This window comes from Citrobacter sp. Marseille-Q5395 (genome assembly GCF_947057495.1).
In the GTDB taxonomy this organism is placed as follows: Bacteria; Pseudomonadota; Gammaproteobacteria; order Enterobacterales; family Enterobacteriaceae; genus Citrobacter; species Citrobacter murliniae.
Genome location: NZ_CAMSEL010000023.1, coordinates 1 through 15294, shown reverse-complemented (window position 1 = coordinate 15294; position 15294 = coordinate 1). Strand labels below are relative to the sequence as shown.

Below are 15294 nucleotides of genomic sequence, written 5' to 3'. Positions count from 1 at the left end.
AGCACATTTCAGACCCGCCCCGATCGACTATTTCGCTTTCTTTGCAGCCATCATTGCTTTCAGATTCGCCAGGTGACTCTGTCCTTTTTGCATCCGTTCTTCGGCACTCACCACTTTACGTTCCTGTTCCCAGATAACGTCATCCTGCGGTAATTCCAGCAGAAAACGGCTCGGTTCCGGGCGCACCAGTTCGCCGTACTGGCGACGCTCTTTACACAGCGTGAAGATAAGCTCTTTCTGTGCACGGGTGATCCCTACATAGGCCAGGCGACGCTCTTCATCTATGTTGTCTTCGTCAATGCTGCTCTGGTGCGGCAGGAATCCCTCTTCCATGCCCACCATAAACACATACGGAAACTCCAGCCCTTTTGAGGCGTGTAGCGTCATTAACTGCACCTGATCCAACTCTTCTTCGCTCTCCCCGCGCTCCATCATGTCGCGTAACGTAAAGCGCGTCACCACCTGGGTCAACGTCATCGGCTCTTCCAGCTCGCTGCCTTCCAGCATCTCCGTCATCCAACTGAACAGCGTATTGACGTTTTTCATGCGCATTTCTGCAGCTTTCGGACTGGGCGAGGTTTCATACAGCCAGGATTCGTAATCAATGCCGTGGATCAGGTCACGTACTGCTGCAATCGGTTCGCGCTCTGCCAGGCGCTGAATTTCACCCAGCCAGTGAGTAAAACGAGTCAGAGAGTCATAACCACGCCCGGTAAGCGTCTGGCTAAGCCCCATATCAAAGCTGGCAGTAAACAAACTTTTATTACGCGTCATTGCCCACTCGCCCAATTTTTGCAGCGTGGCAGGGCCGATTTCACGTTTCGGGGTATTCACTATGCGCAGAAATGCGCTGTCATCATCCGGATTGCTCAATACCCGCAGATAGGCCAGCAAATCTTTGATCTCCGGGCGCGAGAAAAACGACGTTCCGCCGGAAATTTTGTACGGAATGCGGTTCTGCATCAGGAATTTTTCGAACACCCGCGACTGATGATTACCGCGATAGAGGATCGCGTAATCTTTATACTGTGTTTTGTTAACAAAGTGATGGGCAATCAGTTCTCCGGTCACGCGCTCTGCTTCGTGCTCTTCGTTATTGGCACTCAGTACTTTTAGTTCAGCGCCATAACCCAGTTCGGAAAAGAGCCTTTTTTCAAAGACATGTGGGTTGTTGGCAATGAGAATATTTGCCGCTTTCAGAATACGTCCGGAAGAACGGTAGTTTTGTTCCAGCTTGACCACCTGCAACGCCGGAAAATCTTTGCTCAGCAGCACCAGATTCTGCGGACGTGCACCACGCCAGGAATAGATAGACTGGTCATCGTCCCCCACCACAGTAAAGCGCGCACGGCGTCCCACCAGCAGCTTAACCAACTCGTACTGACTGGTGTTGGTATCCTGGTATTCATCCACCAGCAGATAGCGGATTCTGTTCTGCCAGCGTTCTCTCACCTCTTCATTGCGCTGTAGTAGCAAAGTCGGAAGCAAAATCAGATCGTCAAAATCGAGAACGTTACACGCCTTCATATGGGCATCGTACAAACCGTAGCAATGGGCAAAAATACGGTCACGCTCCCCTTTAGCGCTAGCCGCCGCCTGCGCCGGAGTCATTAGATCGTTTTTCCAGTTGGAGATCGTCGAGATCAGCTGTTGCAGCACCACTTTATCATCGTCGATCAACCCCTCGGTCAGATCTTTAAGCAGCGCCACCTGATCGGTATCATCAAACAGAGAGAAGTTGGATTTCATCCCCAACGCCGCGTACTCACGCTTGATAATATCCAACCCCAGAGTGTGGAAGGTGGAGATCATCAAACCACGCGCTTCTTTACGGCCCAGCGTCTGCGCCACACGCTCTTTCATCTCGCGCGCGGCCTTGTTAGTAAAGGTCACCGCTGCAATATGTCGTGCCTGATAACCACATTCGCGAATCAGATGGGCAATTTTATTCGTGATCACGCGCGTCTTACCAGAACCGGCCCCCGCCAGCACCAGGCAAGGTCCGGTGACGAATTCGACGGCTTGTTGTTGTCCGGGGTTTAAACGCATAAAGGTCACTCAATGAAAGTCGGGAGGGGAGATTTAGAGCATGGTAGTATAGCCAGCCTCAACCATCCCACTCAAGGCACGATCATGGCAAAAACAGCAGCAGCACTGCATATCCTTGTTAAAGAAGAGAAACTGGCTCTGGATCTTCTGGAACAAATTAAAAACGGCGCAGACTTCGAGAAACTGGCGAAGAAACACTCTACCTGCCCGTCAGGTAAAAAAGGCGGTCACCTGGGTGAGTTCCGTCAAGGCCAGATGGTTCCGGCGTTTGATAAAGTGGTTTTCTCCTGCCCGGTACTGGAACCCACCGGCCCACTGCATACGCAGTTCGGTTACCACATCATTAAGGTGCTGTACCGCAACTAATAAAAAACCCGGTGAGTATAAGCACCGGGTTTATCTGCCGGATGGCAGCTACGTACTACGATGAAAGTCGGGTAAGCGTTAACGCCACCCGACACATTTTTAGCCCGCGACAGCAATACGCTTCATGTCAGTCATGTAGCCACGCAGCTTCTGACCCACTTTCTCAATTGCATGGCTGCGAATCGCATCGTTCACATCACGCAGCTGTGCGTTATCTACCGCACCTTCGGCAATCGCTTTACCCAGGTCGCCGGTCTGCAACGTAGTCATGAACTCTTTCAGCAGCGGTACGCAAGCGTAAGAGAACAGATAGTTGCCGTATTCTGCAGTATCGGAAATAACCACGTTCATTTCGTACAGACGCTTACGGGCAATGGTGTTGGCAATCAGCGGCAGCTCGTGGAGTGACTCATAGTAAGCGGACTCTTCGATAATGCCGGACGCCACCATGGTTTCGAACGCCAGCTCAACGCCCGCTTTCACCATTGCGATCATCAGAACGCCTTTATCAAAGTATTCCTGCTCGCTGATTTTACCCTCGAACTGGGCGGCTGTTTCGAACGCGGTTTTACCGGTCTCTTCACGCCAGGTCAGCAGTTTCTTATCGTCGTTAGCCCAGTCAGCCATCATGCCGGAGGAGAATTCGCCGGAGATGATGTCGTCCATATGTTTCTGGAACAGCGGCGCCATGATCTCTTTCAGTTGCTCGGACAACGCGTAAGCACGCAGTTTCGCCGGGTTAGACAGGCGGTCCATCATCAGCGTAATACCACCCTGTTTCAGCGCTTCGGTGATGGTTTCCCAGCCGAACTGAATCAGTTTTTCTGCGTAAGCCGGGTCAGTACCTTCTTGCACCAGTTTATCGAAGCACAGCAGAGAACCGGCCTGCAGCATACCGCACAGGATAGTCTGCTCACCCATCAGGTCAGATTTCACTTCCGCGACGAAAGAGGATTCCAGTACGCCAGCACGGTGACCACCGGTTGCCGCAGCCCAGGCTTTAGCAATCGCCATGCCTTCACCTTTAGGGTCATTTTCCGGATGGACGGCGATCAGGGTCGGTACACCGAAACCACGTTTGTACTCTTCACGCACTTCGGTTCCCGGGCATTTCGGCGCTACCATCACCACGGTGATATCTTTACGGATCTGCTCCCCCACTTCCACGATGTTGAAGCCATGGGAATAGCCCAGCGCCGCGCCGTCTTTCATCAGCGGCTGAACGGAACGCACAACGTCAGAGTGCTGTTTGTCTGGCGTCAGGTTAACCACCAGATCAGCCTGCGGGATCAGCTCTTCGTAAGTACCTACTTTGAAGCCGTTTTCTGTTGCTTTGCGCCAGGATGCGCGCTTCTCAGCAATCGCTTCTTTACGCAGGGCATAGGAGATATCCAGACCAGAGTCACGCATGTTCAGCCCCTGGTTCAGACCTTGAGCACCACAGCCGACGATAACCACTTTTTTACCCTGAAGGTAGCTCGCGCCGTCGGCGAATTCTTCGCGGCCCATAAAGCGACATTTACCCAGCTGTGCCAGCTGCTGGCGCAGATTCAGTGTATTAAAGTAGTTAGCCATGGTGATTCCTCGTGATGTTGTGCTTCTTATTGTTCGGTTCGCGTTTAAGCGAGAATGTACTCACATTACAACAGGAAATTTATTGCGGAAATTGATATATTCACAACGTCACATTGCAATATCTGCAACGTCAACATTGAGGGCTAAGCCTGTGGATTTACGCGATCTGAAAACCTTCCTGCACCTGGCGGAAAGCCGCCATTTTGGCCGCAGTGCACGGGCGATGCACGTCAGTCCTTCCACGCTCTCCCGACAGATTCAGCGCCTTGAGGAAGATCTCGGGCAACCACTGTTTGTGCGCGATAATCGCACGGTCACGCTGACCGAGGCGGGAGAAGAGTTGCGCGTGTTTGCCCAACAGACGTTGCTCCAATATCAGCAATTGCGTCATACCCTTGATCAGCAAGGGCCATCGCTGTCCGGTGAGTTACATATCTTCTGCTCGGTAACCGCCGCCTACAGCCATTTGCCCCCCATTCTGGATCGCTTTCGCGCCGAACATCCGTCAGTAGAAATTAAGCTCACAACCGGCGACGCCGCTGATGCGATGGAAAAAGTGGTCACCGGAGAAGCCGATCTGGCCATTGCCGGTAAACCGGAAACGCTGCCTGGCGCCGTCGCCTTCTCAATGCTGGAAAATCTGGCGGTGGTGTTAATCGCCCCGGCATTGCCCTGCCCGGTTCGCAGCCAAATCTCCGCCGATGAACCTGACTGGTCATCGATACCGTTTATCATGGCCGATCAGGGGCCGGTGCGCCGCCGTATTGAGCTGTGGTTCCGGCGTAATAAAATCAGCAACCCTATGATTTACGCCACAGTCGGTGGGCATGAAGCCATGGTATCGATGGTGGCGCTCGGGTGTGGCGTGGCATTGCTGCCAGAAGTGGTGCTGGAAAACAGCCCTGAACCGGTGCGTAACCGCGTGATGATATTAGAACGTAGCGATGAAAGAACACCGTTTGAGCTGGGCGTTTGTGCACAAAAAAAGCGGCTGCATGAGCCGCTCATTGATGCATTCTGGAAAATTTTACCCAACCATTAAAACCTGGGCGGATAGGACGCTTGCGCCCTATCCGCCCAACGAACGTTAATACTAACCTGCAAGGAAGAAGCGAAACGCCGGGTTGTGAGTCTCATCATGACAGTCATAACCCAACTCGTTCAGTCTGGTTTCAAAGTCCGGTTCATGATCGGCCAGTTCAAATGCAGCCAGCACCCGACCATAGTCGGTACCGTGGCTGCGGTAGTGGAAAAGGGAAATATTCCAGTGGGTACCCAGGGTATGCAGGAATTTCAACAGCGCCCCCGGAGACTCGGGAAACTCGAAGCTGTACAAACGCTCTTGTAGCGGTTTTGACGGACGCCCACCAACCATATAGCGCACATGCAGCTTGGCCATTTCGTCGTCGGAAAGATCCACCACGCTGTAACCACCGTCATTGAGCAACTGGAGGATTTCCTTACGTTCTTCCAGCCCACGGCTCAGGCGCACACCGACAAAAATACAGGCGTCTTTGGCATCGGCAAAACGGTAGTTAAACTCGGTGACCGAGCGCCCACCCAGCAGCTGACAGAATTTCAGGAAGCTGCCCTTCTCTTCCGGGATCGTCACCGCCAGCAACGCTTCACGCTGTTCCCCCAGCTCGCAGCGTTCAGAAACGTAGCGCAGACCGTGGAAATTGACGTTAGCGCCAGAGAGCACATGCGCCAGACGTTCGCCGCGAATATTGTGCTGGGCAATGTATTTTTTCATCCCCGCCAGCGCCAGTGCACCAGACGGTTCCGCCACAGCACGCACGTCCTCGAACAGATCCTTCATCGCCGCACAGATAGCATCGCTGTCAACGGTGATGATGTCATCAAGGTATTCCTGACACAGGCGGAAAGTTTCGTCACCGATACGCTTGACCGCCACCCCCTCTGCAAACAATCCGACGCGCGGAAGATCTACCGGATGACCGGCTTCCAGCGCCGCCTTCAGGCAAGCAGAATCTTCAGCTTCAACCGCAATGACTTTGATCTGCGGCATCAGCTGTTTAATCAGCACCGCAACACCTGCCGCCAGTCCGCCGCCACCCACCGGAACAAAAACGCGATCCAGGTGCGCATCCTGCTGAAGTAATTCCAGCGCCAGCGTCCCTTGTCCGGCAATAACCATAGGATGGTCGAACGGTGGAACCCAGGTAAAGCCCTGCTGTTGCGAAAGCTCAATGGCTTTAGCTTTAGCTTCATCAAAATTTGCGCCGTGCAGCAACACCTCGCCGCCAAAACCGCGTACCGCATCAACTTTGATATCCGCAGTCGCGGTCGGCATGACAATCAACGCCTTCACGCCAAGACGAGCAGAAGAAAAGGCAACGCCCTGGGCATGATTACCTGCAGATGCGGTGATTACACCATGCGCTTTTTGCGCTTCTGTAAGGCCCGCCATCATGGCATAGGCACCACGCAGCTTGAAGCTGTGAACCGGTTGTCGGTCTTCGCGCTTCACCAGAATGACGTTGTCGAGGCGCGATGAGAGCTTTTCCATTTTTTGCAGCGGCGTCACCTGTACCGCTTCATAGACCGGCGCACGCAGCACCGCCCTGAGATACTCAGCACCCTCAGGGGTGCCAGACAGGGGTTGTGAATCAGCCATAGTCATTACCCCCCCAATTTCGATTTATCACGTACCGCACCTTTGTCGGCACTGGTTGCCAGACTGGCATAAGCGCGAAGAGCAAAGGAAACCTGACGCTGACGATCTTTTGGTGTCCAGGCTTTATCGCCGCGGGCTTCCTGCGCTTCACGGCGGGCAGCAATTTCCGCATCGCTGAGTTGCAATTGAATACCGCGATTCGGGATATCGATGGCAATCATGTCGCCATCTTCAATGATAGCAATATTGCCGCCGCTGGCCGCTTCCGGAGAGACGTGACCGATAGAGAGACCCGATGTTCCACCGGAGAAACGACCGTCGGTTATCAGCGCGCACGCTTTACCCAGCCCCATCGATTTCAGGAAGGTCGTTGGGTAGAGCATTTCCTGCATCCCCGGTCCACCTTTAGGCCCTTCGTAGCGAATAACGACCACATCGCCCGCAACAACTTTACCGCCAAGAATCGCATCTACCGCCTCATCCTGACTCTCATAAACTTTGGCAGGACCAGTGAATTTCAGAATACTGTCGTCCACACCAGCGGTTTTGACGATACACCCATTTTCAGCGAAATTACCGTACAGTACCGCCAGGCCACCATCTTTGCTGTAGGCATGTTCCAGCGAGCGGATACAACCCTCAGCACGATCATCATCCAGCGTATCCCAGCGGCAGTCCTGCGAGAATGCCTGGGTGGTACGAATACCCGCCGGGCCTGCGCGGAACATCTTTTTCACCGCCTCATCCTGAGTCAGCATCACATCGTACTGCTCCAGAGACTGCGACAAAGTCAGCCCCAGTACGTTTTTCACATCACGATTCAACAGACCTGCACGATCCAGCTCGCCTAAAATGCCCAGTACGCCGCCCGCACGGTGAACATCTTCCATATGGTATTTCTGCGTACTTGGCGCCACTTTACACAACTGTGGAACCTTGCGAGACAGCTTATCGATATCACTCATCGTGAAGTCAATTTCCGCTTCCTGCGCGGCGGCCAGCAAGTGCAGAACGGTGTTAGTGGAACCGCCCATGGCGATATCCAGCGTCATGGCGTTTTCAAATGCCGCCTTGCTGGCAATATTGCGCGGCAGGGCGGAATCATCATTCTGCTCGTAATAGCGTTTGGTCAGTTCAACGATTCGTGAACCGGCATTGAGAAACAGCTGCTTACGGTCAGTGTGGGTTGCCAGCAGCGATCCATTGCCCGGCTGCGACAAGCCCAATGCTTCTGTCAGACAGTTCATCGAGTTAGCGGTGAACATCCCGGAACAGGAACCACAGGTTGGGCAGGCGGAACGTTCAATCTGATCGCTTTGGGAGTCAGAGACTTTCGGATCTGCACCCTGAATCATCGCATCAACCAGATCGAGCTTGATGATTTGGTCGGAGAGCTTGGTTTTACCGGCTTCCATCGGCCCGCCGGAAACAAAAATCACCGGAATGTTCAGCCGCAGAGAGGCCATTAACATCCCCGGGGTGATTTTGTCGCAGTTGGAAATGCAAACCATCGCATCAGCGCAATGAGCATTCACCATATACTCCACCGAATCGGCAATCAGCTCGCGCGACGGCAGTGAATAAAGCATACCCCCGTGCCCCATGGCGATACCGTCATCCACAGCGATAGTGTTGAACTCTTTCGCCACGCCGCCTGAGGCTTCAATCTGTTCGGCAACCAGCTTACCGAGATCGCGCAGGTGCACGTGGCCCGGTACGAACTGGGTAAAGGAGTTCACCACGGCAATAATCGGTTTACTGAAATCATCATCGGTCATCCCGGTGGCGCGCCACAGTGCGCGTGCACCCGCCATGTTTCGGCCGTGGGTGGTGGTGGCAGAACGATACTTAGGCATGCTGTATTTACTCCCGTCTATCTAATAATTGGGACGGTGCGTGCCGTCCCAAATTTATGTTTATTGGTTAACCTGATCCAACCAACCGTATTTATCTTCCGTTTCACCAGTAAAGAGACCAAAGAAGGCTTGCTGGATACGTTTGGTCACCGGGCCACAACGGCCTTCACCCACCTGGATACCGTCAACGCTACGCACCGGAGTGATTTCTGCCGCAGTACCGGACATGAACACTTCGTCGGCCAGGTACAGGGATTCGCGGGACAACACCTGCTCACGCACTTCGATATCAAGATCTTTCGCCAGCTTGATGATCGCGTCACGCGTGATGCCTGGCAGCGCGGAGGAGGTAAATGGCGGGGTAAACAGAATGCCATCTTTAACTTCAAACAGGTTTTCACCTGCACCTTCGGAGATGTAGCCATTTACGTCCAGCGCAATCCCTTCCTGGTAGCCATGACGACGTGCTTCGCTACCCACCAGCAGCGAAGACAGGTAGTTACCACCCGCTTTAGCAGCGGTAGGAATAGTGTTTGGTGCAACACGGTTCCACGAGGAAACCATCGCATCGATCCCCTGATCCAGCGCTTCAGCGCCCAGATACGCCCCCCACGGGAACGCAGCGATGATCACATCCGTGGTGTATCCTGCCGGCGGGTTAACGCCCATACCCACATCGCCAACAAATACCAGCGGACGGATATAGGCGCTGGTCAGATTATTTTTGCGGATCACCGCGCGACAGGCTTCCATCAGTTCATCAACGCTCTGAGATACCGGAAAACGATAGATCTTGGCTGAATCACGCAGACGCTGCATATGTTCGCGATGACGGAACACCACCGGGCCTTTGTGAGAATCGTAGCAACGGATACCTTCAAATACTGAAGTACCATAGTGCAGTGCGTGGGACATCACGTGAACCTTCGCATCTTCCCAACGAATCATCTCGCCATTGGACCAAATGTAATCAGCTTTTTTCGTCGTCATTTTTCTTCCTTTTGCGCTCAGGCGCGGATTTGTTGTGATGTGGTAGAACTCTGGCAGATAGCAACATGTGCAACATCGACCAGTTTAGTTAACTGACTAAACAGTAAGTCGACCGACCGGGGGCTGGCAACGGTCAATTCGATATTTATATTTTGAGCATCGGAAGCTGCTTCCATGTTCATGGAACACACCTGAAAACCACGATGGCGTACCACGCGTAAAACACGTTCTAACGTTTCCGGATTGAAACGAGCCTCAACGGCGACCTGATGTTGCATCATGATAATTTCTCCAGCATTTCTGAGTTACTGGCACCTGGCGGTACCAGAGGCCAGACGTTCTCAAGTTCGTCGATTGAGACATGAAGCAGGTATGGACCCTCACTATTCAGCATAGTGTCGAGTGCCGCTTCAACCTGGTCTTTACGGGTAATGTGTTGGCCAGGGATGCCGAAGGCGCTGGCTAACATAAGAAAATCGGGGTTATCGGTAAGAGTGGTTTCGCTATAACGTTCCTGGAAAAACAGCTGCTGCCATTGTCGCACCATGCCTAACCGCTGGTTATCGAGTAAGACAATCTTCAGCGGCAACTGCTTGCGTTTTACGGTGCCCAGCTCCTGTACGTTCATCATAAAAGAGCCGTCACCGGAGATACAGATTACCGTATCGTCCGGGCGAGCCACCTGCGCGCCCACCGCCGCAGGTAAGCCAAAACCCATTGTTCCGAGGCCACTGGAGGTGATGAAGTTCTCCGGGCGAGCGTAGGTCATGTGCTGTGCGGACCACATCTGATGCTGACCGACATCGGTGGTGACTACGCTATCGGCAGGTTTACGGTCGGACAATTGTTTTAATAACAATGGCGCGTAGATAGCTTCGCCAGGATGATCGTAGCGCCAGGCATGTTCAGCCCGCATATCTGCGGCATATTGGCACCATTCGTTGATGGTCAACGGCTGTTGTAATGCGGGTAACAGCGTATTCAAATCACCTTGCAGCGCAACGTGCGTCTGACGCAGCTTGTTCATCTCGGCCGGATCGATATCCATATGGATCACGTTGGCATTCGGTGCGAAAGTATTTAACTTACCGGTCACCCGGTCATCAAAACGAGCACCGACAGCAATCAGCAAGTCGCACTCCTGCACGGCAAAGTTTGCAGCTTTGGTACCGTGCATTCCCAACATACCCAGGTAGTACGGGTAAGCTGCATCGACAGAACCCAGACCTTTCAGTGTACAAACCGCTGGGATCTGCGTTACTGCAATGAACTCACGCAGAGCCGGAACCGCCTGCGCCATGCCCACACCGCCGCCAACGTACAGAACCGGCTTTTGTGCCTGCGCCAGCATCTTACGGGCTTGTTCAACCTCAGGATATGGGAAAGCCGCTGCGTTTTCGACGGTAGAAAAATAGGGTTCCAGCGACCCACTGGCCAGTTGGATATCCTTTGGGATATCCACCAATACCGGGCCTGGGCGACCAGAATTCGCAACCTCGAAAGCTTCAGCCAGGATGCGTGGTAACTCTTCAAATGATTGCACCAAAAAACTGTGTTTAGTACATGCCAACGACAATCCCAGAACGTCCACTTCCTGGAACGCATCGGTTCCGATAAACGGGGAGGACACCTGGCCGGTGATGGCAACAACGGGAACGGAATCTAACAAGGCATCAGCCAGACCGGTGATCAGGTTAGTAGCACCTGGACCAGAGGTGGCAATACAAACGCCGGTTTTACCCGTTGAACGGGCATAGCCAATCGCCGCCATCGCCGCACCCTGCTCGTGTCGGCACAACAAGTGTTCTACGCCACCGTCATACAATGCATCGTAAACCGGCATAATTGCGCCCCCGGGATAACCAAAGACGGTTTTAACCCCTTGTGCACGCAACGCATGTACCACCCACTGTGCCCCATTCATAGTTACATCCCCGCCGTAAATCTTGAGAAACAGAATTTTATGCTATCGTTCACTTTCTGCTCCTCGTTTATGTTTTTAAGGTCAAAAAAAACCCCCGGACCTTTCGGTGCGGGGGTCTTAGTTCGTTAAGGCTTGTTTTCTAAGCCTTTCCTCGTCCAAGTGCAGCCCCGCACGGTGGGATAATAATCACCACCACGCTAATCACGACCAGGCTAATCACTCGTAGAAGGGCTGTCATTTTTGTATTTTCTTGCATCTTGTTCGAAGGAATACCTAAAGAGTTACCATAGAATTTAAAGATGACACAAGATATTTTTACATTCATTTTTCTGACGCAGTTAACGGTTTATATAAACACCGTTGTTTTTTATACAAAAAATAGAAAATGAAAATATTTCACGTTATTGAGCAATTTCGACGGCGCTATCTATCGACTTTGAGCTGATTAACTTACCTTTGCTAGCACGATTCCAAAGGTTACATAGGCAGTTTGCAATTACACAAAAATACGTGAATAAGCATCTAAAAATATCAAAAAGACAAGATATTGCCGTTATTTTTTACGACATAATACCTATCTCAGGAGGGGATATGTCACTGTCAATTGTCTACACACGCGCCGCGCTTGGTGTGAATGCGCCACCCATTACCATTGAGGTACATATCAGCAATGGTCTGCCAGGTTTAACCATGGTGGGGTTACCCGAAACGACGGTGAAAGAAGCCCGCGATCGGGTTCGCAGTGCGATTATTAATAGCGGGTATGAATTCCCGGCAAAAAAGATAACGATTAACCTCGCCCCGGCAGATCTTCCCAAAGAAGGGGGGAGATACGATTTACCTATCGCCATCGCGCTTCTGGCCGCTTCTGAGCAGCTTACAACTCATAATCTCAACACATATGAGCTGGTAGGCGAATTAGCGCTTACAGGCGCACTACGCGGCGTTCCAGGAGCTATATCCAGCGCGACCGAAGCAATTCGTGCAGGCAGGCAAATTATTGTCGCAAAAGAGAATGCAGCAGAAGTTGGACTGATACACGGTGAAGGGTGTTTGATTGCCGATCACTTGCAGGCCGTATGCGCATTTCTGGAAGGTAAGCATGATTTGGAAAGGCCGATATCCGCAGATTCCACACCCAGAGTTTTTCCTGATGACCTTAGTGACGTCATCGGTCAGGAACAGGGCAAACGAGGGTTAGAGATCACCGCTGCAGGCGGTCACAATCTCCTGCTAATAGGTCCTCCCGGGACGGGGAAAACGATGCTGGCAAGTCGTCTGAGAGGGTTGTTACCACCTCTTAGCAATGACGAGGCTCTGGAAAGCGCAGCAATCCTCAGTCTGGTCAATTCCGACACGATACAAAAGCAGTGGAAGCAACGTCCATTTCGCTCACCTCATCACAGCGCCTCATTAACCGCAATGGTGGGTGGTGGATCCATTCCCGCGCCAGGAGAAATTTCTCTGGCACATAACGGCGTATTGTTTCTGGATGAATTACCCGAGTTTGAACGGCGTACGCTGGATGCACTACGCGAACCTATTGAATCCGGGCAGATCCATTTATCACGCACTCGGGCAAAAATAACTTACCCTGCACGATTTCAACTGGTTGCTGCAATGAACCCAAGCCCAACGGGCCACTATCAGGGAAACCACAACCGTTGTACCCCAGAGCAAACGCTACGTTATCTCAGTCGATTATCAGGTCCTTTTCTCGACCGCTTCGATCTCTCACTCGAAGTACCCCTGCCGCCTCCAGGCATACTTTGCCAGAGCGTAATGAAAGGAGAAGACAGCGCTACAGTGAAGAAACGCGTCATGGTGGCAAGAGAGCGTCAGTATCAGCGACAAAAGAAATTAAACGCGCATCTGAATAGCCAGGATATACATAAATTTTGCGAGCTGCGCAGCGATGACGCACGCTGGCTGGAAGAAACGTTAGCGCACCTTGGATTATCCATCCGCGCCTGGCTACGGCTGATAAAGGTCGCTCGAACTATTGCAGATATTGAACAATGCGACCATATAACCCGCCAGCACTTACAGGAAGCTGTTGGTTATCGGGCAATAGACAGATTATTAATTCATTTGCAGAAACTACTGGCATAAAAAAAGGGCTTTCGCCCTTTTTTTATTAATCATCTGACTCGGTGTAATCTTCAGCACCTTCTACCTGAGGTTTCCCGCCAGACAGAGTGTGGAAACGCTTCGGACGCTTAATACGCGTCATGTATTTAGACCACACACGTTCAGCTTCGGTAACCGGCTCACGTTCACCACGGCATACCGCAACAAACAGTTTTTCTTCTTCAGTTACCGGTTCACGCTTGCCCAGATCCAACTCATTGAAGGCATAACCGTGACGCTCAAGCAGCTGTGCCTCTTTAATGGTGAAATCACCATGACGGGAGAATCCGCGGGGATAATATTTATTGTCGAAATATCGATTAGTCGTCGTAAAGCTTTCCGCCATCCTGCACGCTCCTAATTCTTTGGCCGAGCTATTTATGGCGCGGAGTATTAGTTACGCTTGACAGAGCGTCAAACAAAAGATTTAAATCATAACGACAAATAATTTTACGGAGCGAGTTGTGGATACGGAATTGTTAAAAACTTTCCTGGAAGTTAGCCGGACACGCCACTTTGGTCGGGCTGCTGAAGCGCTCTACCTGACCCAATCGGCAGTAAGTTTTCGGATCAGACAGCTGGAAAATCAACTTGGTGTGAACCTCTTCACCCGACACAGAAACAATATCCGTTTGACCGCTGCGGGTGAAAAATTATTGCCCTATGCAGAAACACTGATGAATACGTGGCAAGCAGCACGTAAGGAAGTTGCAAATACCTCGCGACATAATGAGTTTTCTATCGGAGCCAGCGCATCCCTTTGGGAGTGCATGCTTAATAACTGGTTGGGTCGTTTGTATCAGTTGCAAGAGCCACAATCCAGCCTGCAATTTGAAGCCAGGATCGCTCAGCGTCAGTCATTAGTTAAACAGCTTCATGAGCGACAACTTGATCTGCTGATCACAACTGAAGCCCCAAAAATGGACGAATTTAGTAGCCAATTGCTGGGATATTTCACGCTGGCACTTTATTGCAGTACACCATCACTAACAAAAGATGAATTGAATTATTTGCGCCTGGAATGGGGGCCGGACTTTCAACAACATGAAACTGGATTGATCGCAGCCGATGAAGTTCCGGTGCTTACCACCAGTTCAGCTGAACTGGCAAGGCAACAACTTTCTGTACTTAAGGGGTTTAGCTGGCTTCCCGTCAATTGGGCAAAAGCAAAAAGTGATCTCCACACAGTTGCCGACAGCGCTACGCTTTCACGTCCATTGTATGCAGTTTGGCTACAAAATAGCGATAAGTACCCGCTTATTCGAGATCTTCTAAAAACGAATATTTTGGAAGGTTAGAGAAAATACTGGCAAGGATGCCGGGAAACTGAAATCAGGAGGGTCTATTGGCACAATTTTCAGGTAAAAAAAAATCCTTAGCAAAAATGCTAAGGATTGTTTCTGGCAGGGGCGGAGAGACTCGAACTCGCGACACCCGGTTTTGGAGACCGGTGCTCTACCAACTGAGCTACGCCCCTAAATTTTATTATCATTAAGCCTGCATTAATAGCAGGCTTAATTTTCTAATAAGTGGCGGAACGGACGGGACTCGAACCCGCGACCCCCTGCGTGACAGGCAGGTATTCTAACCAACTGAACTACCGCTCCACCGAATTTCTTTGTCACTACCCGGATTAGTCATCCCGGTTTACTGCAATTTGATGCCTGGCAGTTCCCTACTCTCGCATGGGGAGACCCCACACTACCATCGGCGCTACGGCGTTTCACTTCTGAGTTCGGCATGGGGTCAGGTGGGACCACCGCGCT

Annotated in this window: 13 protein-coding genes, 2 tRNA genes and 1 rRNA gene; 4 read left to right on the top strand and 12 right to left on the bottom strand. The window is 51.8% G+C overall.

The genetic code is table 11. From position 1 onward, the window contains the following. Positions 1-27 precede the first annotated feature (27 nt). Positions 28-2049: a DNA helicase Rep gene (gene rep / locus OH663_RS21825; protein ID WP_048223263.1), complete on the bottom strand. Its 2022-nt coding sequence runs from the start codon at positions 2047-2049 to the stop codon at positions 28-30. An 84-nt stretch (positions 2050-2133) separates the two neighbouring features. Between rep and ppiC the strand changes: the two genes are divergently transcribed. Then, positions 2134-2415, top strand: coding sequence for a peptidylprolyl isomerase PpiC (gene ppiC / locus OH663_RS21820; RefSeq protein WP_015960967.1), 282 nt, complete (start codon positions 2134-2136; stop codon positions 2413-2415). Between the two features lie 99 nt (positions 2416-2514). Here the strand turns inward: ppiC and ilvC are convergent, their stop codons facing one another. Further along, the gene (ilvC, locus tag OH663_RS21815; RefSeq protein ID WP_200013132.1) at positions 2515-3990 is read right to left on the bottom strand and encodes a ketol-acid reductoisomerase; all 1476 of its coding nucleotides are present in this window, start codon (positions 3988-3990) and stop codon (positions 2515-2517) included. A 151-nt stretch (positions 3991-4141) separates the two neighbouring features. Between ilvC and ilvY the strand changes: the two genes are divergently transcribed. Next, complete coding sequence (gene ilvY / locus OH663_RS21810; protein WP_200013130.1) at positions 4142-5032, top strand: HTH-type transcriptional activator IlvY; 891 nt, start codon at positions 4142-4144, stop codon at positions 5030-5032. Between the two features lie 51 nt (positions 5033-5083). Here ilvY and ilvA read toward each other — a convergent pair whose 3' ends face one another. The 6 genes from ilvA to ilvL form a co-directional block, all read right to left on the bottom strand. Beyond that, on the bottom strand, positions 5084-6628 hold the full coding sequence (gene ilvA, locus OH663_RS21805) for a threonine ammonia-lyase, biosynthetic (RefSeq protein WP_045449849.1): 1545 nt from the start codon (positions 6626-6628) through the stop codon (positions 5084-5086). A gap of 5 nt (positions 6629-6633) precedes the next feature. Continuing rightward, complete coding sequence (gene ilvD, locus OH663_RS21800; RefSeq protein WP_200013128.1) at positions 6634-8484, bottom strand: dihydroxy-acid dehydratase; 1851 nt, start codon at positions 8482-8484, stop codon at positions 6634-6636. A gap of 60 nt (positions 8485-8544) precedes the next feature. Next, positions 8545-9474 (bottom strand): branched-chain amino acid transaminase, encoded by a 930-nt coding sequence (locus OH663_RS21795; RefSeq protein WP_045449049.1) that lies wholly within the window; start codon positions 9472-9474, stop codon positions 8545-8547. Positions 9475-9491: 17 nt separating this feature from the next. Next, a complete protein-coding gene (ilvM, locus tag OH663_RS21790) occupies positions 9492-9755 on the bottom strand; it encodes an acetolactate synthase 2 small subunit (RefSeq protein WP_045449048.1) in 264 nt (87 codons plus the stop codon). Next, positions 9752-11398 carry an acetolactate synthase 2 catalytic subunit gene (ilvG, locus tag OH663_RS21785; protein ID WP_200013126.1) on the bottom strand — a complete coding sequence of 549 codons (1647 nt, stop codon included), beginning with the start codon at positions 11396-11398 and terminating at the stop codon, positions 9752-9754. Before ilvG ends, ilvM begins: the two co-directional genes overlap by 4 nt. Positions 11399-11537: 139 nt before the next feature. After that, positions 11538-11636: an ilv operon leader peptide gene (gene ilvL, locus OH663_RS21780; RefSeq protein WP_001311244.1), complete on the bottom strand. Its 99-nt coding sequence runs from the start codon at positions 11634-11636 to the stop codon at positions 11538-11540. A 353-nt stretch (positions 11637-11989) separates the two neighbouring features. Here ilvL and OH663_RS21775 point away from each other — a divergent pair, with 353 nt between their 5' ends. Next, on the top strand, positions 11990-13510 hold the full coding sequence (locus OH663_RS21775; protein WP_200013124.1) for a YifB family Mg chelatase-like AAA ATPase: 1521 nt from the start codon (positions 11990-11992) through the stop codon (positions 13508-13510). 25 nt (positions 13511-13535) lie between these two features. Here OH663_RS21775 and maoP read toward each other — a convergent pair whose 3' ends face one another. Continuing rightward, positions 13536-13874: a macrodomain Ori organization protein MaoP gene (maoP, locus tag OH663_RS21770; RefSeq protein WP_003018025.1), complete on the bottom strand. Its 339-nt coding sequence runs from the start codon at positions 13872-13874 to the stop codon at positions 13536-13538. Positions 13875-13962: 88 nt separating this feature from the next. Here maoP and hdfR point away from each other — a divergent pair, with 88 nt between their 5' ends. Next, positions 13963-14826, top strand: coding sequence for an HTH-type transcriptional regulator HdfR (gene hdfR, locus OH663_RS21765; RefSeq protein WP_370637026.1), 864 nt, complete (start codon positions 13963-13965; stop codon positions 14824-14826). A 103-nt stretch (positions 14827-14929) separates the two neighbouring features. Here the strand turns inward: hdfR and OH663_RS21760 are convergent. The 3 genes from OH663_RS21760 to rrf form a co-directional block, all read right to left on the bottom strand. Next, positions 14930-15005: transfer RNA gene (locus OH663_RS21760), tRNA-Trp, on the bottom strand. 53 nt (positions 15006-15058) lie between these two features. After that, positions 15059-15135, bottom strand: a tRNA-Asp gene (locus tag OH663_RS21755). A gap of 55 nt (positions 15136-15190) precedes the next feature. Continuing rightward, positions 15191-15294 (bottom strand): 5S ribosomal RNA (gene rrf, locus OH663_RS21750); the annotation flags it as partial.

Bases quoted from the DNA above. Each gene is read 5' to 3' on its own strand.
- rep (WP_048223263.1), bottom strand. From the start codon at position 2,049: ATGCGTTTAAACCCCGGACAACAACAAGCCGTCGAATTCGTCACCGGA.
- ppiC (WP_015960967.1), top strand. From the start codon at position 2,134: ATGGCAAAAACAGCAGCAGCACTGCATATCCTTGTTAAAGAAGAGAAA.
- ilvC (WP_200013132.1), bottom strand. From the start codon at position 3,990: ATGGCTAACTACTTTAATACACTGAATCTGCGCCAGCAGCTGGCACAG.
- ilvA (WP_045449849.1), bottom strand. From the start codon at position 6,628: ATGGCTGATTCACAACCCCTGTCTGGCACCCCTGAGGGTGCTGAGTAT.
- ilvD (WP_200013128.1), bottom strand. From the start codon at position 8,484: ATGCCTAAGTATCGTTCTGCCACCACCACCCACGGCCGAAACATGGCG.
- OH663_RS21795 (WP_045449049.1), bottom strand. From the start codon at position 9,474: ATGACGACGAAAAAAGCTGATTACATTTGGTCCAATGGCGAGATGATT.
- ilvM (WP_045449048.1), bottom strand. From the start codon at position 9,755: ATGATGCAACATCAGGTCGCCGTTGAGGCTCGTTTCAATCCGGAAACG.
- ilvG (WP_200013126.1), bottom strand. From the start codon at position 11,398: ATGAATGGGGCACAGTGGGTGGTACATGCGTTGCGTGCACAAGGGGTT.
- ilvL (WP_001311244.1), bottom strand. From the start codon at position 11,636: ATGACAGCCCTTCTACGAGTGATTAGCCTGGTCGTGATTAGCGTGGTG.
- OH663_RS21775 (WP_200013124.1), top strand. From the start codon at position 11,990: ATGTCACTGTCAATTGTCTACACACGCGCCGCGCTTGGTGTGAATGCG.
- maoP (WP_003018025.1), bottom strand. From the start codon at position 13,874: ATGGCGGAAAGCTTTACGACGACTAATCGATATTTCGACAATAAATAT.